This is a genomic window from Acinetobacter sp. 479375, from assembly GCF_000581715.1.
GTDB classification, from domain to species: domain Bacteria; phylum Pseudomonadota; class Gammaproteobacteria; order Pseudomonadales; family Moraxellaceae; genus Acinetobacter; species Acinetobacter ursingii.
Genome location: NZ_JEZN01000002.1, coordinates 38,927 through 59,817, shown reverse-complemented (window position 1 = coordinate 59,817; position 20,891 = coordinate 38,927). Strand labels below are relative to the sequence as shown.

Annotated in this window: 19 protein-coding genes; 6 read left to right on the top strand and 13 right to left on the bottom strand. The window is 38.0% G+C overall.

Annotated elements, in window-relative coordinates; translation table 11 throughout:
• Positions 1-4 precede the first annotated feature (4 nt).
• Genes J500_RS02670 through tviB form a run of 9 tightly spaced genes read right to left on the bottom strand, consistent with a single transcriptional unit; the run spans position 5 to position 9,079 of the window.
• Complete coding sequence (locus tag J500_RS02670; protein WP_171071567.1) at positions 5-1,045, bottom strand: hypothetical protein; 1,041 nt, start codon at positions 1,043-1,045, stop codon at positions 5-7.
• A 15-nt stretch (positions 1,046-1,060) separates the two neighbouring features.
• Complete coding sequence (locus J500_RS02665; RefSeq protein ID WP_171071566.1) at positions 1,061-2,038, bottom strand: glycosyltransferase family 32 protein; 978 nt, start codon at positions 2,036-2,038, stop codon at positions 1,061-1,063.
• The gene (locus tag J500_RS02660; protein WP_171071565.1) at positions 2,004-2,915 is read right to left on the bottom strand and encodes a glycosyltransferase family 2 protein; all 912 of its coding nucleotides are present in this window, start codon (positions 2,913-2,915) and stop codon (positions 2,004-2,006) included. Before J500_RS02660 ends, J500_RS02665 begins: the two co-directional genes overlap by 35 nt.
• Positions 2,916-2,920: 5 nt before the next feature.
• A complete protein-coding gene (locus J500_RS02655; RefSeq protein WP_034698017.1) occupies positions 2,921-4,210 on the bottom strand; it encodes an oligosaccharide flippase family protein in 1,290 nt (429 codons plus the stop codon).
• A 53-nt stretch (positions 4,211-4,263) separates the two neighbouring features.
• A complete protein-coding gene (gene rfbC, locus J500_RS02650) occupies positions 4,264-4,839 on the bottom strand; it encodes a dTDP-4-dehydrorhamnose 3,5-epimerase (RefSeq protein WP_034698014.1) in 576 nt (191 codons plus the stop codon).
• A 41-nt stretch (positions 4,840-4,880) separates the two neighbouring features.
• Positions 4,881-5,774: a glucose-1-phosphate thymidylyltransferase RfbA gene (rfbA, locus tag J500_RS02645; RefSeq protein WP_034698011.1), complete on the bottom strand. Its 894-nt coding sequence runs from the start codon at positions 5,772-5,774 to the stop codon at positions 4,881-4,883.
• 1 nt (position 5,775) lies between these two features.
• Positions 5,776-6,681, bottom strand: coding sequence for a dTDP-4-dehydrorhamnose reductase (rfbD, locus tag J500_RS02640; RefSeq protein WP_034698009.1), 906 nt, complete (start codon positions 6,679-6,681; stop codon positions 5,776-5,778).
• Positions 6,682-6,699: 18 nt separating this feature from the next.
• Complete coding sequence (rfbB, locus tag J500_RS02635) at positions 6,700-7,770, bottom strand: dTDP-glucose 4,6-dehydratase (RefSeq protein WP_034698006.1); 1,071 nt, start codon at positions 7,768-7,770, stop codon at positions 6,700-6,702.
• Between the two features lie 31 nt (positions 7,771-7,801).
• A complete protein-coding gene (tviB, locus tag J500_RS02630; protein WP_034698003.1) occupies positions 7,802-9,079 on the bottom strand; it encodes a Vi polysaccharide biosynthesis UDP-N-acetylglucosamine C-6 dehydrogenase TviB in 1,278 nt (425 codons plus the stop codon).
• A 217-nt stretch (positions 9,080-9,296) separates the two neighbouring features.
• On the opposite strand from tviB, the gene J500_RS02625 reads away from it, so the two are divergent.
• The 5 genes from J500_RS02625 (at position 9,297) to J500_RS02605 (ending at position 14,960) form a co-directional block, all read left to right on the top strand.
• Positions 9,297-10,400 carry a polysaccharide biosynthesis/export family protein gene (locus J500_RS02625; RefSeq protein WP_171071564.1) on the top strand — a complete coding sequence of 368 codons (1,104 nt, stop codon included), beginning with the start codon at positions 9,297-9,299 and terminating at the stop codon, positions 10,398-10,400.
• Between the two features lie 12 nt (positions 10,401-10,412).
• Positions 10,413-10,841: a low molecular weight protein-tyrosine-phosphatase gene (locus tag J500_RS02620; RefSeq protein ID WP_034697997.1), complete on the top strand. Its 429-nt coding sequence runs from the start codon at positions 10,413-10,415 to the stop codon at positions 10,839-10,841.
• Between the two features lie 20 nt (positions 10,842-10,861).
• On the top strand, positions 10,862-13,054 hold the full coding sequence (locus tag J500_RS02615; RefSeq protein WP_034697994.1) for a polysaccharide biosynthesis tyrosine autokinase: 2,193 nt from the start codon (positions 10,862-10,864) through the stop codon (positions 13,052-13,054).
• A gap of 190 nt (positions 13,055-13,244) precedes the next feature.
• The gene (locus J500_RS02610; protein ID WP_004988785.1) at positions 13,245-13,952 is read left to right on the top strand and encodes an FKBP-type peptidyl-prolyl cis-trans isomerase; all 708 of its coding nucleotides are present in this window, start codon (positions 13,245-13,247) and stop codon (positions 13,950-13,952) included.
• Between the two features lie 318 nt (positions 13,953-14,270).
• Complete coding sequence (locus J500_RS02605; protein ID WP_034697991.1) at positions 14,271-14,960, top strand: FKBP-type peptidyl-prolyl cis-trans isomerase; 690 nt, start codon at positions 14,271-14,273, stop codon at positions 14,958-14,960.
• Between the two features lie 136 nt (positions 14,961-15,096).
• On the opposite strand, the gene murJ is transcribed toward J500_RS02605, so the two are convergent.
• Positions 15,097-16,650: a murein biosynthesis integral membrane protein MurJ gene (gene murJ, locus J500_RS02600; protein ID WP_171071563.1), complete on the bottom strand. Its 1,554-nt coding sequence runs from the start codon at positions 16,648-16,650 to the stop codon at positions 15,097-15,099.
• A 70-nt stretch (positions 16,651-16,720) separates the two neighbouring features.
• On the bottom strand, positions 16,721-17,290 hold the full coding sequence (ampD, locus tag J500_RS02595) for a 1,6-anhydro-N-acetylmuramyl-L-alanine amidase AmpD (RefSeq protein WP_034697985.1): 570 nt from the start codon (positions 17,288-17,290) through the stop codon (positions 16,721-16,723).
• A 161-nt stretch (positions 17,291-17,451) separates the two neighbouring features.
• On the opposite strand from ampD, the gene nadC reads away from it, so the two are divergent.
• The gene (gene nadC / locus J500_RS02590; RefSeq protein WP_034697982.1) at positions 17,452-18,297 is read left to right on the top strand and encodes a carboxylating nicotinate-nucleotide diphosphorylase; all 846 of its coding nucleotides are present in this window, start codon (positions 17,452-17,454) and stop codon (positions 18,295-18,297) included.
• Here nadC and J500_RS02585 read toward each other — a convergent pair.
• Together J500_RS02585 and J500_RS02580 are read right to left on the bottom strand one after the other, a co-directional pair.
• The gene (locus J500_RS02585) at positions 18,294-18,494 is read right to left on the bottom strand and encodes a hypothetical protein (protein ID WP_004988797.1); all 201 of its coding nucleotides are present in this window, start codon (positions 18,492-18,494) and stop codon (positions 18,294-18,296) included. The genes nadC and J500_RS02585 overlap by 4 nt on opposite strands.
• 183 nt (positions 18,495-18,677) lie before the next feature.
• Positions 18,678-20,843, bottom strand: coding sequence for a phosphocholine-specific phospholipase C (locus tag J500_RS02580; protein ID WP_034697979.1), 2,166 nt, complete (start codon positions 20,841-20,843; stop codon positions 18,678-18,680).
• Between the last annotated feature and the right edge of the window lie 48 nt (positions 20,844-20,891).

Below are 20,891 nucleotides of genomic sequence, written 5' to 3'. Positions count from 1 at the left end.
AAAATCATAATAATCTGATATTTTTTCGACCAAAAGAGTTAAAACATAATGCAAATATTGGCCATAAGAAGTAATTCCCAATGAAAGATGCCTCAAGTAAGCCAAAGCTAAAAAAACCAATGAAAAAAGCTATTCTTATTTTATAAAATTCATCTTTTTTATTTAAGAAAATATAAAATATAAAAACAGCACATATATACACAAACAAATAACCAAAATTAATAATGCCGAGTAAATATAAGTTATCAACACCCGCTGGTTGTTTACTTGAATATTCCAGATATTCTTTCAATGGATAACCTAAAGGGAAAGAATCACTGATTATATGTGAATACAGTGCAAAAGTTTCAAGTCTCCCATTCTCCTGATAATTACTAAATCTTTCCCATATAGGAGTCAATGAAATAATGTAAATGAAAATCCCTGTCGCTGTGAGTCCTGCTATAATTTTCTTTAAACTAAAATTCGAACACAACATGAAAACAATAAAAAAGAATCCTATTGATGCTCGTGATTGTGTTATCAACAGAATATAAAATGCTAAGGCAAATACATAATATCTTTTATTAAGTATTGCTAACACCGAACAAACTGCAGCAATAATTGCAATTGTATTAGGATTAATTGATTGATTGATTAATGGTATTACAGGGAAAAGTCTGTTTCCGAAAGTTAGAACTGAGTATGTGTTTCCTTCATACTGCGCAAAAAAAGGTAAAACCAATAAAAATGGTATCATCATATTCAAATATATATGATAAACATCTTTAGAAGAATTATGAAATTTAGATGAAAATAATACTATAAATAAAATAAAAACTACAAAATATGAGAAATTTGAAAAGCTTGTCAACAATAGTAATGGGGACAATGCTAAAAATACAAATAATGAAGTTATATTTTTAAATATTTCCTTATATAAAAAAAGCAAGACTAAAGGTAAAAATTTTAAACTTCCAAAAATTGTACTGACTAACAAAATAGATATACATAAAACAATTAATGTTTTATTTTTAGATATTGTAAAATTCTGTGATGTATTCATATTTGCTAGCATATACTAACCACCCAAACTAATTTCATTTCTAGATTTAATACTAGACCCTAAAATGGATTTATCTCTAAAAAGTCTATTTTCAATAAATTTATTAGCAAATTCACGAGTTTCATTTGTAAATTTTATTAAACGTGGATTATAAATATATTTCTTATTCGCCAACAAAAGTTTAAGTGCAATAAAAAATCCATTCGAATATAAAACATAATTATAGTAATGCCCTTGAGATCCTGAATTCAAAGTGACTACATTATAATTTTTCCTTTTTCGAATAATTGCTGCCGCTATATAGCACATCAAATAATCTGTATTTGGTATGTTTTGTATAACATCTCGATCTTGGGCATAACTTTTATAATATTGAGTAGGATTACTGTCAGAAATACATTTTTGAAACTCAGCAAACCAATCATTAATAAATTCATTATCTTTTGTTGTTGCTATAAACCAATTCTCGACAATTGGATTTGTATAATCAGTTGTACAATGGTCTGAATAAAAAACAAAAGTCGAGTTATTTGAGATCTTTTCTAAAACCCAATTTAAGTTTTCTGTTAAAAAAATACTAGCATCCATCCATATGCCTCCATATTTTTTCAACAGTGCAAGTCGAATATAATCCGCTTTGACAGCGATAGGAAGTTCCTCATTAAATACTGGTAATTCAATATACGCTGAAATAGTCTGATTATTTAAAACCCTAACATCAAAGTCATTACATACTGTTTTAGTGTTTGATATACATAAATCGACTAAAGCATTTCCTTTATTTCCATCCCAATACATCCAAATAATTTTTGGGACAATGTTCTCTTTCGTTTGTTCGGGCGTTGTCATGCTAATTGGGAAAATCCATTTTTCCTCAATTTTAGGCATACCAAAAATGAAGCGGATTAAAGCTTTAAGAAAGAAAAAAATATCTTTAATTAGTTTTATGAACATACGACTATAATTTAACCAACTTGCTAATATGGCGCCCAATGGTATATATCACTGGAAAAAGTACTTTTCGATCTGTAAAAGCATGATATTTAATCATTTCTTTAAAAAATGCATTTACTCCATAGAATGTAAAGCAGTGGACTAGGTAATCAACTTTAAGCTTTACTAAGCTTAATTTTACAATATCAGCTTTACTGTTATCGTACTTTTCCAAAAACAAAATAGCTTTTTTGTAGCCATCAATTAGTTTCTGATTTGCCTTCGCAACTGAACTTGTCGTTCTTTGTCTATAGTGCACCAATGATTTGTTAATGTGGTATATAGTAATATCTTCAAGATATATCTTCGAAAAGACTTGTACATCTTCAAGCAGGATGTTTTCAGGAAAAAGATTCTTTTGCATGATTTCTGCTTTAACAATCCGACTCCAAGATTGCCATGAGCACTCTTCAAATACTTTTTTTAAAAAAATATGATCATTCTTAAACAAGCCTTCTGGTAATTGATCCCCTAATATTCCTAGTTGTTTATTGCTAACATCTTCAAAATGAATCGCTGAGAAACTAAATAAATCTACATTTGGCTGTTGTTCAATATGAGTCAAAATTGTTTCAAAGTAATTATCTGCAATATAGTCATCGGAATCAAGAAAGCCTATATATCTTCCCTTCGCAATTTTGATTGCATTATTCCTTGCGACACTCTGCCCTTGATTTGATTGATTAAGTATGACGAACTGTTTTTGCTGATTTTCAGAAAGGCCTCTAAGAACCTGCTCGACTATGCACATCGAATCATCAGGAGAGCCGTCATTTATAATAATAACTTCAACATCACTTGGGAGCTGTCTTACTATGCTTAAAAGACACTCCTGTATGTAATCTTGTACCTTATAAACAGGTACAATTAAACTCAACTTCACTATGCACCTGCTTTCTTATAGGTTGAACTGAGGAAAATTCGTCTATGGGTATCAAAAATGATATTGTTTTTAAAGAAATAATTAAAAATGGTAGTCGAAAGAATTTCAGTAACAAGTATGGCAAATACGGCGCCATATACTCCATATACTTGAATGATTAAAAATGCCAGCACAATATTAAATACAACCAAAACGTTTGTTTTCTTTTGTAGATATGAATAAGCATTGAATTTTAATAGGTACTTTTCAGCAACTGTTGATAAACCAGAGAATAAACAAACAACGACCATCCACAAGATGATCTGTGCCGCCTGTTGAAACTGTTCGCCATACAATACTTTGATAATCCACTGCCCAAAGAGCAAGAAAAAGACAAATGCACCTATGCTAATAAATATGACCAATGCATTTAATCGAGCAACTTTCTTTTGAGACTCTTCCAATGACTTTTCTTGATAAATATCTGTCATAAAAGAAGAGATTAGAGCAACCAGTACAAAATAAAAACTTGTTCCCAGTGTGGCCGCTACAGTGTAAATACCTAAATCGTAAGCCGACTTTAAACCTAAAAATATTTGCGAGGTTTTAGTAAAAATTGCTACCGATAAACTATAAAAAACTAGTTTAGATCCCACATGCATCATATAAGATCTGTATCTTTTATCTTTAGAGTCGAGCAAAACATTCTTTTGTTTTACTCGCTTATAAAATATTACTCTTCGGAGAAGAAAAGGAATAAGCGCAACAGCAATAATTGGTATTACCAAATATTCTACATTTAATTCTAGTACCGCGATGATATAACGCAAAATCAAAGATATGATAATACCGATGACGTTACAAAATGCATTTATTTTTGACTCTAAGACAGCATTGAAATATATATTAAAAACATCATGTAATGAAAAGAATACCGCAATACAAGACGCAACTGAAAAAATAAAAGTAAGTAAATCAACAGAAAAATATAAGTATGTTAGTAATATCGAGCTACTTATTAAGAATAATATATTCCGTATAATCCTTGTGGCTGCAATAATTTTAATCCCCATTTTGGGATCTTTACTTGTTTTTTGGAAAATAACACTTTCAGAGCCAAAAAGAGAAATTGTTTGGACAATTGCAAACAAAGATCCAGCAAATGTAAGCTTCCCAAAATTTTCAGGACCTATATATTTAGCAACAAATGATGTCACAAAGATTAACCCAAAGATTGAGATAATTTTTTCAGATATCATCCAAAGCGAATTAGAAAAAAGCCGGCCTTTTAATAAAGAAAATAGTTTCATGGTTTATAATTTTGTACCGACTTAATTTCTATACAATATTTCATCTAGCTAGATTAAAAAATTTTATTTTCTAATATAGCCTGCTTTAAACTCAATGCGTATTTATCTTTATCTGTTAATTTCAGCTCAAGTCCATGCTCAATTGGCCATTCAATGTTAATGGTTTCATCATCCCAAACAATAGAGCACTCACATTCTTTAGAGTAATAGTTCGTTGTTTTATATAAGAACTGCGTATTATCCTCAAGAGCCACGAAACCGTGTGCAAAACCTGCTGGAATCCAGAACTGCTTATGGTTTTCGCCAGTAAGTTCTACACCGACCCATTGACCAAATGTAGGAGAACCTTGGCGAATATCAACAGCCACATCCCAAGCACGGCCTTGTACTACACGTACCAATTTGCCCTGAGCATGTGGATTCAACTGGTAATGCAACCCTCTCAGTACACCTTTTTGAGAGTACGAATGATTATCCTGAACAAAATTTGGAACCTCAAGACCGCGCTCTGTTAAAGCTTGTTCAAAGTTTTTTTGGTTAAAGCTTTCCATAAACCAACCACGGTCATCTCCAAACACGCGTGGTTCAAGTATAAGTAGGCCATTAATTTTTGTTTCAATAATATTCATTCGTATCACTCAGTTTTATCTAGTTTTTTATGGCACTATATTTATGCTTGACGCTCTTTATATAGTTTCAGCAAGTACTGACCATAACCTGTCTTTTTAAAGAACTCGCCACGCGCTTTGAGCTGATCGGCATTGATCCATCCATTGTTGAAAGAAATTTCTTCCAAACTCGCCACTTTCAAACCCTGACGGTGTTCAATTGTTTGTACAAACTGACTTGCTTCGAGCAATGAGTCATGTGTTCCCGTGTCTAACCACGCAAAACCACGACCAAGTACTTCTACATTCAGGTTGTTCTGTTGCAGGTAAACATTATTCACATCCGTGATTTCTAATTCGCCACGATGTGATGGTTTAATATTTTTGGCAATTTCAACGACTTTGTTGTCATAGAAATATAATCCCGTCACCGCGTAGTTTGATTTTGGTTGTTCAGGCTTTTCTTCAATACTGAGAGCCTTTCCTTCCGCATCAAAGTCAACCACACCAAAACGTTCTGGATCATTAACATAGTAACCAAACACTGTAGCACCCTGATCTTGGACTGCTGCACGTTTGAGTTGTTCACTGAAATGTTGACCATAGAAAATATTATCACCCAATATCAGTGTGACATTATCCTGACCAATAAATTCTTCACCCAAAATAAATGCCTGGGCAAGTCCGTCTGGTGATGGTTGTACTTTATAAGACAACTTAATTCCGAGTTCTTGGCCTGTACCTAATAATTTCTCAAAGTTTGGCAAATCCTCTGGTGTCGAAATAATTAAGATTTCATTAATCCCTGCCAACATTAACACTGACAATGGATAGTAAATCATCGGCTTATCATAAATTGGGAGAAGTTGTTTGGATGTTCCCATCGTGATTGGATACAAGCGTGTTCCAGAACCACCCGCTAAAATAATACCTTTACGTTTTTTTTGTACTGTCATATTAAATCATCTCTGCAATCGCATGTTCTACACCCTGTTGCCACTCTGGTAAGTGGATGTAAAAAGTCTGTTGTAATTTTTGGGTATTTAATCTGGAGTTAAGTGGACGCTTGGCAGGCGTCGGATAAGCAGTTGTCGGAATTGCTTCTACCTGCTTAATCTGTAGCTCAATACCCTTTTGACGTGCTTGTTCAAAAATAAATTGTGCATAGTCATACCATGAGGTTTCACCTTGTGGAGCAAGATGATAATGCCCATGTAAATCATGGTGTTGATCTGGATTAAAATCATAATATCGTATGACTTGAGCTGTGACATCCGCGATCAATGCTGCACCTGTCGGTACACCAATTTGATCCGCAATAATATTCAGTTCATCTTTACTTTTTGCGAGTTTCAACATGGTTTTAATAAAATTATTGCCATGCGTACCATAAACCCAACTGGTTCTAAAGTTAATAAATTTAGCTTGGCTTTGCTCTAGTGCAATTTCACCTGCTAGTTTGGTATGTCCATAAGCATTTTGAGGAGCTTTCTCATCTGTTTCTTGCCATTCGGTTTGTCCCTGACCATCAAACACATAATCAGTTGAGTAATGTATCAACAATGCATTCATTGTTTTACATTGTTCGGCCAAATGCTTTACCGCCAAATGATTAATTAAATCCGCCTGTTCAAGATCAGTCTCAGCTTGATCCACCGCAGTATATGCGGTTGCATTCACTACAATATTGGGACGAAATTGTGTAATGACTCGAGCGATGGCATCAAAGTTTGAGATATCACCACAATAATGAGTTTTCGTATCTTGATAGCGATCTAGAGCCAATACTTCACCTAAGGGTTGTAATGCTCTTTGCAATTCCCAACCAACCTGCCCATTCTTACCTAAGATTAACAGCTTCATCTCTATTCACTCACTGTTTTAGGCATTGGCATACTGTTGTTCAACCCAGTTCTGGTATTCGCCACTTTGTACATTCCGCACCCAATCCTGATGATCCAAATACCACTGTACTGTCTTTCGCAGCCCTGTTTTAAACGTCTCTTCAGGTATCCAATTTAAATCTTGTTTAATTTTAGTAGCATCAATCGCATAGCGTAGATCATGACCTGGCCGATCTGTAACATAAGTAATCAGATCTTGATACTGTGCTATACCTTCTGGCTTGTTAGGTACAAGTTCTTCTAAAAGTTCACAAATCGCTTTGACTACATCAATATTTTTCTGCTCATTATGACCACCAATATTGTATGTTTCGCCTACTTTAGCTTCAGTAACAACTTTATAAAGTGCACGTGCATGATCTTCAACATATAACCAGTCCCGAATTTGTGCACCATTCCCATAGACTGGTAATGGCTTACCAGCAAGCGCATTTAAAATGACCAGTGGAATCAGTTTTTCTGGGAAATGATAAGGTCCATAATTATTAGAACAATTGGTTAATACAACAGGCAAACCATAAGTACGATACCAAGCACGGACGAGATGATCCGAACTAGCTTTACTTGCAGAATAAGGTGAACTTGGGGCATAAGGCGTGGTTTCCAGGAATAAATCCTCTGTACCCTCTAAATCACCATAGACTTCATCAGTAGAAATATGATGAAAACGAAATGCTGATTTTTTATCTTCTGCTAGGGTATTCCAATAATATCGTGCTGCTTCCAGTAACTGATAGGTACCGATGATATTCGTTTCTATAAAATCAGCTGGACCTGAAATTGAACGATCCACATGTGACTCCGCAGCCAAATGCATAACGGCATCGGGTTGGAAATCCAAAAAAAGTCGATCTAAAGCAGCACGATCACAAATATCGGTTTGGGAAAATTGATATCTTTCATTTTGATCAATTTCTTTTAATGACTCTAAATTCCCCGCATAGGTTAATTTATCTACATTTAAAACTTTATTATCAGTATGTTGAATAATATGGCGTACTACAGCAGAACCAATAAAACCCGCTCCACCTGTAATTAATATTTTCATAACCAACCTTTTAGTATTTTTAACTTTAAATTTACAAACGAATATTACTTTGCTCTTTATCGAGCACATATTTTAAATCATACAAGACATGTTTTTCTTTGCCTAATTGTTTAAATTGATCAATTGTCATACTTTTAAACTGGTCATGTGCCACCGCAAGCACGATGGCATCATACTGCCCTTGATGTAATTCTTTAATAGGTGCTAGGCCATATTCATGTTGGACTTCTGTATCATCGACCCACGGATCATAAATATCCAGATCAAGATCATATTCTTTCAGAGCTTTGACCATATCTACAATTTTGGTATTACGGATATCAGGACAATTTTCTTTAAAACTCAGTCCCATGATGAGGATTTTTGAACCCACCACTTGTATCCGTTGTTTGACCATTTCTTTAATCAATTGGGTCGCCACATATTCGCCCATTCGATCATTTAAACGTCGAGCGGCGAGTATAATTTCTGGATGTAAACCGATCGATTGTGCTTTATGGGTTAAATAATAAGGATCGACACCAATACAATGCCCACCGACTAAGCCAGGACGGAACGGTAAAAAGTTCCACTTAGTGCCCGCCGCTTTCAGCACTTCTTCAGTATCAATGTCGAGTTTATTAAAAATTAATGCCAATTCATTAATCAACGCAATATTCACATCACGCTGAGTATTTTCAATGACCTTTGCTGCTTCAGCGACCTTAATACTTGGTGCTTTATACGTGCCTGCATCTATGATCAACTGATAAACTTGATCAATATAATCAGCGACTTCAGGCGTAGAACCCGAGGTTATTTTTAAAATATTGGTCACACGTCGTTGTTTATCACCTGGATTAATACGTTCAGGACTATAACCCACAAAAAAATCCTGATTAAATTTTAAGCCTGAAACCTTTTCTAAAACTGGAATACAAACCTCTTCAGTGGCTCCTGGATAGACTGTGGATTCATAGACTACGATGTCGCCTTTTTTTAGGACTTGACCAATGGTTTCAGAAGATTTGATCAATGGGGTTAAATCAGGCTGCTTAAAATCATCAATCGGTGTAGGTACAGTCACAATAAAGAAATTGGATTGTTTTAATGCAGTAAAATCATGGGTATAACGCAAATTGACTGCTTGTTTTAATTCTTCTGCCGAAGTTTCTAGCGTATAATCATGCCCAGCAAGCAGTTCAGCAATACGTTGTTGATTAATATCAAAACCAATGGTGGGTTTTTGCTTGCCAAACTCAACGGCTAGTGGCAGCCCAACATAACCTAGTCCAATAATTGCAATACTGAGCTGTTCAAGCTGAAACATAAGAAACCCGATAATGACGAAGCAATCTGCGAAGTATATTAAGTATATTACAAAAGTAGATCTTTACATGTTACAAAATATAGCAGATCTTACATGACGGATGTTTGAATTATACAATTTAACATTTAAAAACCTACATCTTATTTTCATTATAGTCTACAATTCTGACAGAATTTTGATTCAAAGTTACAACGAATTACAAACAAAGGGTTTTGCTGTGAAGTTGAGAAGCGCCTCATTTTTATTATCTATCTGTATTTTAAGCCTTTCAGGATGTGCTGTTACTTCCGGATTACAGACCTACGATTTACCAGAACAAGGTCATTTTAGAACAGACCAAGGCGCAGATGTCTCTGTTGTTCAACTTAATCAGGCGAATCTTCCTGCATTACAAACCACAGCGAATGTGACCTCCTCAGATTTAGCATCATTATTTCGTTCGCAGCATACCTTATACCGCTTAAGTGCAGGTGATGTACTGTCGATACAGCTTTGGGCTTATCCAGAACTAACACCTCCTCTTCAACAAGATTCTGCCAATATCAAAGCTTCAGGCTATCCGATTGATAGCGATGGCAATATCTATTTACCACTTGTCGGTAAAATTCACGCTGCTGGCAAAACCGTGTCTGAACTGAATCGAAACCTTCGAGCTCAATTTGCGCATTATTTAAAAACCCCTGATGTTGTAGTTCGGGTACTTTCTTACGAAGGGAATCGTTATTTTGTCAATGGTCAGGTGATGAAAAGTGGTCAATACACTTTAAATGACCAACCGATTAGTATTTATACCGCACTGGGTATGGCGGGTGGTGTCAATACCGAAACTGGTGACAATACCTCGATTCAACTGATTCGTAATGGTAAAACGTTTGATTTAAACGCGGTGAGTCTAGAAAAACAGGGCTACTCGCTACACAAACTTCTCATCCAGCCCAATGATACGATTTATGTCAACACCAAACAAAACCAGAAACTCTATGTGATGGGTGAATCGAGTAAAAGTCAGGCGCTGTCTTTACGTGATCAAGGCATGACTTTAAGTGACGTATTGGGTGAAAGTGAAGGGATCAATCCATATTCAGCCAGTGCAGCGCGAATTTATGTGATGCGTACCAATTTACAAACGCGTACCTCAACCATTTATCATTTGGATCTCAGCAGTATTGGAAACCTAGCGTTGGCCAATCAATTTCAAATGCAAAAAAATGATATTGTTTATATCGATGCAACAGGTTTAACGCGCTGGCAGCGTATTATGAACCAGATTGTACCGTTCTCTAGCGCACTTTATACATTTGACCAATTGGGTAAAAACTAAGCGAATAAACGAATGCAAATACAAAATATTTTGGTGGTTTGTGTTGGAAATATCTGCCGTAGCCCAATGGCTGAGTATTTATTAAAACAAACGTATCCACATCTCAACATCGAGTCAGCAGGGATCTCTGGCTTGATTGGCGAAGGCGCAGATGCCAAGGCTATTCAGTGCATGGATGTACTCGATATTGATATGCGTCCACATGTTGCACGTAAACTAAATAGTGATTTAATCAAAAAAGCTGATTTAATTTTAGTGATGAGCTTAAATCAACAAAAGCATCTAGAACAGACTTGGCCTTTTGCCAAAGGTAAAGTGTTTCGACTTGGACATTGGCAACATAAAAATGTGCCTGATCCCTATCAACACGATCAGGCGTTTTTTGATGAAACCTGCCGTAATATTCAGGCTTACGTGTCTGACTGGAAATCACATATTTAATTTTAAGTAGTTGCATACCCATGAGTCAAAATTCAACAACAACTGAAGACACCATTGATTTAAAAGAGCTATTTTTCTCTTTGATTGCGCAATGGAAAATTATCGCGCTGTGCATTATTTTGAGTTTAATCTGTGCCTTGCTTTATCTTCGCGTTACGCCTGATGTCTATTCAGTCGATGCCATGGTACAGGTTGAAGACAGCAAGAGTGCTGCTTCAGCTGCTTTATTAGGCGAGTTAAGCAGTGTTGCAGGTGCAGTAGGCGGACAAAAATCCCCTGCCGATGCAGAACGGGAAATCCTGAATTCGCGACTCGTTTTGGGTCAGGTCATTCAGAATTTGCATCTGGATATTCAGATTAAAGATACACAAGATACGTTGTTTAATCGTCTCGTATCAGAATCAAAACGTAAACTGGATTATTCTCAATCAGGCGTTTTATTTAAAGAAAATGGACAGTCTTTTTTTGTTGAAACGTTTGAAGTGCCTTATTACTTTTTGGATAAGCCTTTAACCCTTCAATTTAAGCAAAATCAATTTAGTTTGAGTTATAAAGACAGTATTGTTGCTGAAGGCCATTTAAATCAGGATAACCTTTTAACCACCAATAAAGGTCAATGGAAAATCCGCATCAATAGCACTACACCATTTAAACATGAGTTCAAAATCACCAAATTTGCTTTACCAACAGCGGTTAAAAATTTAACTGAAAATTACAGTGTGGCTGAAAAAGGCAAGATGACGGGAGTGCTTGGTCTGACCTATCAAGGACAAGATCAGGAGGAAATTACTCAAGTTCTGAATAATATTTTAGTGGTTTATCATGCACAAAATATTGAAAGAAAGTCCTTAGAATCTAAACAAACTTTGAGTTTCCTAGATAAACAGTTACCTGAATTGCGCAAACAATTGGAAGATTCTGAAAAGAAATTCAACCAGTTCCGTGAACAACATAATACCGTTGATGTCACTCAAGAATCAGAGTTATTGCTTAAGCAAAATATTCAACTTGAAACCATGCGAATTGAATTACAACAGAAACAAGCTGAGCTGGCTGCAAAATACACGCCTGACCATCCATTAATGGCTGAAATTAATGCGCAGGTGGCGACCGTTAATAAAAAACTGGGTGAACTGAATGGAACCTTGAAACGTTTACCAGAACTACAACGCTTATATTTACAGTTATATCGTGACGTCAAGGTCAATACTGAACTTTATACGAATTTACTTAATAGTTATCAGCAACTTAAAATTTCTGAAGCGGGTGAAATTGGTAATGTACGAATTATCGATAATGCAGTTGAGCCGATTAAACCGATTAAACCGAAAAAGCTGATCGTTCTGATTCTGTCTATTTTTGTCGGTGGTTTTATTGGGGTACTGATTGCTTTAACCCGTAATATGTTACGGACAGGTATTAAAGATTCTGCCCAAATTGAAAATGAACTTGAACTTCCTGTATACGCTACTGTGCCTCGTTCTCCAGTACAAGAAAACCGTTTGGCTGTTTTGAAAAAGAAAAAGAATATTCCTATTCTTGCAGTTAAACACAGTGATGATGTTGCCATTGAAAGCTTACGTAGTATTCGTACTGCGATTCATTTCGCGCTTTCAGGTGCCAAAAATAATATCATTATGATCAGTGGTCCTGCGCCAGAAGTTGGTAAGTCCTTTATCTCGACCAACTTGGCGACAATTTTTGCTCAAGGTGACAAAAAAGTCTTACTGATTGATGCCGATTTACGTCGTGGTTATTTACATAAATATTTTAATCTGGAGACTCAACCCGGTCTTACCGAATTATTAACCGATCAAGCTTCTTTGACGCAAATAATGCATTCAACTGAAGTGCCAAATTTAAGCTTTATCAGTCGTGGTAAGAGTCCGTCGAATCCCTCTGAGCTACTCAGTTCTCAAAAGTTCCAAACTTTATTGCAAGAACTTTCTCAACACTATGATCATATTATTCTGGATACACCGCCAGTACTTGCAGTGACCGATGGTATTATTATTTCACAATATACTGGTGTAAATCTGATTGTGGCGCGTCATGCCAAAACGCAAATGAAAGAGCTTGAATTGACGCTTAATCGTTTCGAGCAAGCTGGAACCAAAGTGAATGGCTTTATTCTTAATGATATTCAGCGTTCTGCTAGCGGTAGTTATGGCTATAACTATGCTTATGCCTATAAAGCGGCCAAAGATGATTAATTATTCTTAAGCTCTGTATCGTTAAAAAATCGAATCTACGGATTCGATTTTTTTATGCAGAATTCAGGATTGGTGTGAAATTAGATAAAAATCCTGTTATTTTTTTTATTAAACAGGATATGCTTAAGGTAGCCATGCTAAGATTGCATGCGATTGATATTTGGTTAAATAAACAACATTTGGAACACTCATGAGTAAAGCCTTACCCATTGCTGTCGCTGTAATTTTAGGCGGTGCTGCACTTATTCCCGTTTACTATGCATCTCAACATCCAGTGGCAGAGGTTGGTTCAAAGGCAGACAAGAATGCCTCGCCTGTTAAAAAAATCAGCTATGCACTGGGATATGAAGTTGCCCACCAAACGCCACCAGAACTTGATGTTAATGCCTTTGTTAGTGGGATTCGTGATGGTCATGACAAGAAACCTGCGGCTTATACTGAACAGGAACTTCAAGCTGCCTATGTAGAGTTTCAACAGCAAATGCAACAAAAACAATTGGAAGATGCGAAAAAAACCGAATCTTCTAATGCGAACTTCTTAACTGAAAATGCTCACAAAGACGGCGTTAAAACTACGGCTTCAGGTTTGCAATATAAAATTATTAAAGAAGGTACAGGTAAGCAACCGACAGCGACCTCTGTCGTCAAAGTCCATTACAAAGGTCAATTGACCGATGGTAAAGTGTTTGACAGCTCTTATGATCGTGGTGAACCTGTCGAGTTTCCACTGAATAAAGTCATTCCTGGCTGGACAGAAGGTTTACAACTCCTAAAAGAAGGTGGAAAGGCAACTTTCTATATTCCTGCGCAACTGGCCTATGGTGAACAAGGTGTGCCGGGTATGATTCCACCAAATAGCACTTTAATTTTTGATGTAGAACTGTTAGAAGTTAAATAATTCGTGAGGAAGGAGAGCAGGGTCTGTTGACATTTCACAGATGCGTGCGACAGAGGATATTTTTTAGACGGTACAAGGCATGACTTATGAAATTTAGTCATTCTAAATGAATAAGGCATAACGCAGTAACGGCAAAAAAAGTCCCTGTCCCGAAGGGTTATAGCTAAAACTGCCTCAAAATTCGTTATGAAACTTGACAAGGGAGATGCCATTGCCTGCGTTTCACGCCTCGTTTGAGTTGTTTTAGCGAATAACGCAAGGCATGGCTGAAGTGTCAACAGACCCTGAATACTCTCCTCTTTTATTTTAGGAAGCACAATGAAAAAAACCAGTTTAGCACTCTTATTACTTAGCATGACGGTGACCAGTTTTGCTGCTCCTGTCACATCAAAAAGCCCACAAAAAGACCAATTGGGTTATAGCTATGGTTATGTCATGGGACGTACCAATGCAGATACGCTAAAAGATTTAAATTTAGAAACGTTTATTCAAGGTTTAAAAGAAGGTTCTACAGGCAAAGCCTCTTCTTTAAGCGATGAGGATATGGCTAAAGCCCTAAGTCAATATAAAAAACAGGTTGAATCCAAACAACTGATCGAATTTCAAAAATTAGCACAAGACAATCAAAAACAAGGCCAGACTTTTTTAACTGAAAATGCTAAAAAATCAGGGGTCATCACCACTAAATCAGGTTTACAATATCAAGTACTTCAAGCGGGTACTGGCAAATCGCCAAAAGCAAATTCAAAAGTTAAAGTGAATTATGAAGGTCGCTTACTGGACGGTACCGTATTTGATAGCTCGATCGCACGTAATCATCCTGTTGAATTTCAGCTCAGTCAAGTCATTCAAGGCTGGACAGAAGGCGTACAAACTATGAAAGAAGGCGGAAAAACGCGCTTCTTTATTCCAGCGAATCTAGCCTATGGTGATGTCGGTTCGGGCGATGCGATTGGTCCCAACAGCGTTTTAATTTTTGATATTGAACTGCTACAAGTTTTACCCTAATTTATGATCTATGCGATCTCAAAAAGCATACCATCCTTTTTTACTTAAAAGCACAGCCAGATTTAGGCTGTGTTTTTTTATTCTCTATTAAAGATTTCATGACAGCAAAAACATCAAGTTCAATTTAGCAAGCTCATCACTCATGGCGTAAGTCGCGTGGTCGAAATCCTGTGGCTAACAGTGCAACACCATAAGCAATCACGCCCAATACACATAAAGCAGCCACTTCAATAATCCGTATCCACTGTGAAGACTGACCATCGTACCAGTGCAAACCAAGCCATAATGCAGCAATCATCGCAATATTGGCAATGGCATATTGAACTGCCAGTTTTTTCCAATGCCCACCAAATCGAAAAATATTGCGTTTATGCAGATAAAAATAGAGTAATCCTGCATTCACCAATGCCGAACCAGATGAAGCCAATGCCAATGCCATATGCTCGGCATGCCAATTGATTAATTTAAAAAAGCCAATCAACACCACGTTTATAATCGCATTGGCAGCCACTGCCATCAACCCAACACGCACGGGTGTCTTGGTATCCTGCTGCGCATAAAAACCTGGGGCAAAGACTTTAATCAACATAAACGCAATCACACCACCGCTCATACACTGCAATGCCAGAGCGGTCATCTGGGTATCCCGTAGATCAAATTCGCCACGCTGGAACAATGCCTGAATAATCGGGGTAGATAACATGAAGAGCGCAATACTGGCAGGTAATCCCACCAAGACAATGACACGTGCCGCCCAATCCAGCATGCCGCGAAACTTAGCCTGATCCTGTTCTGCATGTCGTGTTGAAAGTGAAGGTAAAATTACCGTACCAATCGCCACACCAATGAGACCGAGCGGTAATTCGGTCATCCGTTCCGCACTATACAGCCATGACACTGAACCATCCTGCATAAAGGATGCCCAGATGGTATTGAGTAATAAATTGATCTGAGTGACCGATACACCAAACAAGGCAGGCAACATCAATTTCATGATGCGTTCCACCCCCTCATGTTTAAAGTCAATTTTGGGTGGAATGAGCAGTTTTTTACGCCATAGTTCAGGAATCTGCACCGCAAGCTGTAAAATACCCGCGCCCAATACGGCCCAGCCCAGAGCCATAATCGGTTGTTGCATATATGGCGTCAACCACCACGCTCCCGCGATCATGGCGAGATTGAGTAACACGGGAGAAAATGCAGGTGAGGCAAACGAACCATAGCTATTTAAAATACTACTGGCAAAAGCGGTCAACGACATAAACATCAGATATGGAATGGTCAGACGAAATAGACTCACCGCCTGATCAAATTTTTCAGGATCATGATGAAAACCGGGCGCATAAGCATAAATGATGACAGGCGCGATAATCATCGCCACTAAGGTCAATAAACTCATGACTAGAAGCAAGCAACCAAAGACTCGACTAATCAAAATCTGAACTTCAGCATGCGCCCGTCCAGTTTTATATTCAGTTAAGACTGGAATAAAGGCCTGAGAAAATGCCCCTTCAGCAAACAATCGCCGAAAAAAATTGGGAATACGAAAGGCAACCACAAAAGTATCGAAATCCTTCCCTGCTCCAAATACATTGAGCAAGACCATATCCCGAACCAGTCCCAGTACACGAGACAACATCGTCATAGCACTGACAATAAAGGTTGATCGCCATAATGCCATCGCATCCACCCACGGCTAAATACAAAGCCGATATTGTAATGAAAGTAAAAATTTATTTCGTTGTGAAATGATGTCTAGCCTACATTTTTTTTGCATTCAACAGTCGCCGGAAATAAGGCCACTGAAAAAATGAGCCAGGATCAGTCTTACGACCACGTGCAATGTCTGAATGTCCTGCAATATGCTGCTGAATTTTGGGATAAGTTTGCTGCAAAACGGCGGTAATTTCCGCTAATGCTTGATATTGTATCTCTTCAAAAGCGAGGTCATCACTGCCTTCAAGTTCTATTCCTATCGAATAATCATTGCATTCGACCTGTGCCAAATAGCTGGAACGTCCTGCATGCCAAGCCCGATCATGAAAGTTAACAAATTGAATCACCTCACCTGTTCTTAAAATCAACAAATGTGCTGAAACCTGCATGCCCTCAATGGTCTGAAAATAAGGATGAAGTGACCCATCCAATTGATTTTGAAAAAACTGTTCAATATAGCCTCCGCCAAACTGAGACGGTGGCAAACTGATGTTGTGCACTACAATCAGTTGAATTTCAGCAGATTCAGGACGCTGATTATAGTTTGGAGACGCAATCTGTCTGGCACCAATCAACTGCCCATTTTCAACTCGATATGTTGTGCTTAATGGCATGGTTAGGATGATCCCATCTGGTTTTGAATGCTTCTAGTTTAATCGACTCCTCAAAAATTAAAACGGTATTGATGGCATATTTATGACAATCGTTTGTGAATTTTGAGAGGGACAGTGCTAATATATCGCTCAATTTTCTGGGTTAATACTGGGCATCAAGTATGAGCATTCCTCAATCTTTGCTAGAACAATCGATTCAAATCAATGTACAACAAGCACTGGCTGAAGACATTGGGGATGGCGATATTACTGCGCTATTGACACCAGAAAATGAACAGGCGAATGCAACGATTATTAGCCGTGAAAATATGGTGTTGGCAGGTCGTCCGTGGGTCGATGCACTGATTTCACAATATGACCCAACTGTGCAAATTGTATGGTTAAAAGAAGACGGTAACTCGGTTAACGCAGGCGAGGCTTTTTTAAAACTGGCGGGCTCAGCACGTAGCCTATTAACCGTTGAACGCCCTGCGCTAAATTTTATTCAGACTTTATCTGCGGTTGCTACAAAAGCTGCTTTTTATGTAAAACAACTCGAAGGCACTCAGACCAAGTTATTAGACACGCGTAAAACCTTACCCGGTCTACGTATTGCCCAAAAATATGCGGTTGCCATTGGTGGTGGTCAAAACCATCGTTTAGGTTTATTTGATGCGTTTCTCATTAAAGAAAACCATATCATGGCCGCAGGCGGGATTGCCCAAGCCATTGCTCAGGCGCATCGAATTGCACCGAATAAACCCGTTGAAGTTGAAGTTGAAACTTGGGATGAACTCAATCAGGCACTTGAAGCTGGCGCAGATATTGTCATGTTAGATAATTTTAGCCAACAACAAATGATCGATGCGGTTAAATACGTGGCAGGTCGTTGTAAGTTAGAAGCTTCTGGTAATATTACCTTAGACAACCTACGTGAAGTCGCAAGCACTGGTGTAGATTATATTTCGATGGGTGTACTCACCAAAGATGTGAGCGCTGTTGATCTTTCGATGCGGTTTAATGCTTAAGTCTGCTCGGTTTCAATATTTGTTTTTGTGGTTTGATTTTCAATCTTGGTCGCATGCTTAGGCTGGGTCAAAACTTCTGAAGTTTTGGCTTGAGCCTGCCATGCGGATGGATTGCGTGATGTCTCATTTGGGCGTGGATCACAGGCCATAATGGTAAATGTAATAATGGCAAACAGTACAATAAAACCTTGTAGCATATAGATTTCCCCAATTTCATAGAACGATAAAAATTATTCGCTACTTTAAAATTTAATCATGACCAACTTGAGCAGGCTTTGTTTTTAAGCTGAATGTAAAAAGTTATCGTTTGTGAAATAGTTGAGGTTTGTGTAAAAAGGATGCCTGATCGCATCCTTTTTCTTCATTCATTTCCAATTCAATTAGTTTTCAATATAGCCCATATAGGGATCAGAAATTGAATCTTTCTGGGTTTCAATACGTCCTGCAAATCGCCGACTATAGCTCGCGTCAGACTCTATATAGACTGTAAAATCGTACCATCCTCCAAATTCAGTCATATCCCAAGCCAGTTCTTTTTCTGAGTTCATGGTTTCAATTGACCATTGCTGATTGGGTAAATAAGCATTGGCTTTTACCTTGAGTTTACTACTCGATTGTCCATCATGACGAACTTTTAAAAACAGCTTAGCTTCACAGTCTTCCACACACACCCGAATCTCAGGTAAAGCTTGCCGCTGTAAACTTTGATTCAGGTTGCCTGTAAATGCACGATGAAAACCATTTGGACCTAAGACCCATAAATCATAGAGACCTTGTTGCGTATTCCATTCATCCTGTAATTGCTTGCCTGCTTCAACCATATAACGGCGAGGAATCGCATCCAGATTTAAACGATCATAGACATGAAAAACTGCTGCTTGTTTACCTGTATTGGCAAATAAAAGCTGTACGCTTTGTCCTGATGGATTGACCTTGGCGCTGGTATGCAAGATATACGGTAATGCTCTGGATGGACGAATCCCCATTTCTTGCTGTGGGAAGGCTTGTTGGCTCGGAACAGCGACTTGTGGCAATAACGACTGCGCCAAGCGAATTGCATCTGCTTCAGTTTTGGCTTTTTTACCTTCAAGTTCTGGAAGCTGTGCGCTATTTGGGGTTTTAAAATCAAAGGCAGTGGTTAAATCACCACAAATTGCACGACGATAAGCACTGATATTCGGCTCTTTCACACCAAAACGCTGTTCAAGAAATTGAATAATCGAGGTGTGGTCAAATACCTGTGAATTGACCCAACCACCCCGACTCCACGGTGAAATCACATACATCGGCACACGAATCCCCGGCCCGTAGACTCGACCATCGGGCTTAGGTTGAGATTTGGCTGTCGCCACCGCAGGATGGCTAAAATACTCTTGTGAGAGTGATTCAGCAGGCAATGTGGTTTTACCATATATCCTGCCTGTATCATCTTTAGATGGCGCACTTGGTGATGGTACGTGGTCAAAGAAACCATCATTTTCATCAAAATTGATCAGTAACACGGTTTGTGACCAAATCTCAGGGTTTGCGGTAAGGGCATTGAGCACTTCCTGAATATACCATGCGCCTTGTACTGGACTAGAAGGGCCTGGATGCTCACTATAAGTGGCTGGTGCTACAAGCCAACTAACCTGCGGTAATTTCCCTGTGGCAAGATCTTGCTTGAATGTCCCTAAAAAGCCTCCATCTGGCATGGTATTGGCAATCCCTTTGTATAAAGGTTGAGTGCTATCAATTTTCTCATCATAGGCAGGACTAATCAGATCATCATGGCTGACAGGTTGACCTGACAACTCATTGGCACGACGATATTGCTTAAAACCCGCCAATGGATTATCCGTAAAATTATCGGGCATATTTTGATAAACTTTCCAACTAACCCCTGCTTGTTGTAAACGCTCAGGATAAGTCGTCCATTCATAACCGCTTGAAGATGCACCCAAACCATCAAATTCATTCACCACCGCAGCAACACCCGCCGCTGGACCATTAGTACCTGTCCAGATAAACATGCGATTGGGATTGGTTCCTGCATGCATGGCACAATGATAAGCATCACACAGCGTAAAGGCATTGGCTAAAGCAAACTGAAACTCAACCTCCTGTTTTTTATAATATCCCATGGATTGCGGTTTTTTAAATTTCACCCAATCACCCATGCGCCCATGATTCCAAGCATCCTGACCATCTGACCATGAATGCGGTGTACCTGAAACACGCTGAGCATTGCCTAAACGACTATCTAAATGATAAGGCAAAATTTTATTTTGCTTGGCATCATATTGTTCCCAGACTTTACGCTTTTGACTCAATGGAATGCTAAAGCGATCACCAAAACCACGGACGCCTTTTAAGGTGCCAAAATAGTTATCAAAAGATCGGTTTTCTTGGGTCAAAATCACCACATGTTTAACATCCTGAATGCTACCTGTTTCTACTTTGGCATCAATGGCGAGTGCTTTCTGGATACTTAAGGGAAAACTGGATAATGCAGCAGTGCCAAATAAAGTCTTGGCAGTATTCAGTACAAAATCACGACGGTTCATTATTTAATCCTTATTTATGATTTTTATTATGGCGCACAGTGCATCGTG

Coding starts and splice junctions, on each gene's coding strand:
- rfbB (WP_034698006.1), bottom strand. CDS start 7,770: ATGAAAATATTAATTACAGGTGGAGCGGGTTTTATTGGTTCTGCTGTA.
- tviB (WP_034698003.1), bottom strand. CDS start 9,079: ATGTTTCAGCTTGAACAGCTCAGTATTGCAATTATTGGACTAGGTTAT.
- J500_RS02670 (WP_171071567.1), bottom strand. CDS start 1,045: ATGAATACATCACAGAATTTTACAATATCTAAAAATAAAACATTAATT.
- J500_RS02655 (WP_034698017.1), bottom strand. CDS start 4,210: ATGAAACTATTTTCTTTATTAAAAGGCCGGCTTTTTTCTAATTCGCTT.
- J500_RS02585 (WP_004988797.1), bottom strand. CDS start 18,494: ATGCTACAAGGTTTTATTGTACTGTTTGCCATTATTACATTTACCATT.
- rfbC (WP_034698014.1), bottom strand. CDS start 4,839: ATGAATATTATTGAAACAAAAATTAATGGCCTACTTATACTTGAACCA.
- J500_RS02605 (WP_034697991.1), top strand. CDS start 14,271: ATGAAAAAAACCAGTTTAGCACTCTTATTACTTAGCATGACGGTGACC.
- J500_RS02620 (WP_034697997.1), top strand. CDS start 10,413: ATGCAAATACAAAATATTTTGGTGGTTTGTGTTGGAAATATCTGCCGT.
- nadC (WP_034697982.1), top strand. CDS start 17,452: ATGAGCATTCCTCAATCTTTGCTAGAACAATCGATTCAAATCAATGTA.
- rfbA (WP_034698011.1), bottom strand. CDS start 5,774: ATGACAGTACAAAAAAAACGTAAAGGTATTATTTTAGCGGGTGGTTCT.
- J500_RS02610 (WP_004988785.1), top strand. CDS start 13,245: ATGAGTAAAGCCTTACCCATTGCTGTCGCTGTAATTTTAGGCGGTGCT.
- J500_RS02615 (WP_034697994.1), top strand. CDS start 10,862: ATGAGTCAAAATTCAACAACAACTGAAGACACCATTGATTTAAAAGAG.
- rfbD (WP_034698009.1), bottom strand. CDS start 6,681: ATGAAGCTGTTAATCTTAGGTAAGAATGGGCAGGTTGGTTGGGAATTG.
- J500_RS02580 (WP_034697979.1), bottom strand. CDS start 20,843: ATGAACCGTCGTGATTTTGTACTGAATACTGCCAAGACTTTATTTGGC.
- ampD (WP_034697985.1), bottom strand. CDS start 17,290: ATGCCATTAAGCACAACATATCGAGTTGAAAATGGGCAGTTGATTGGT.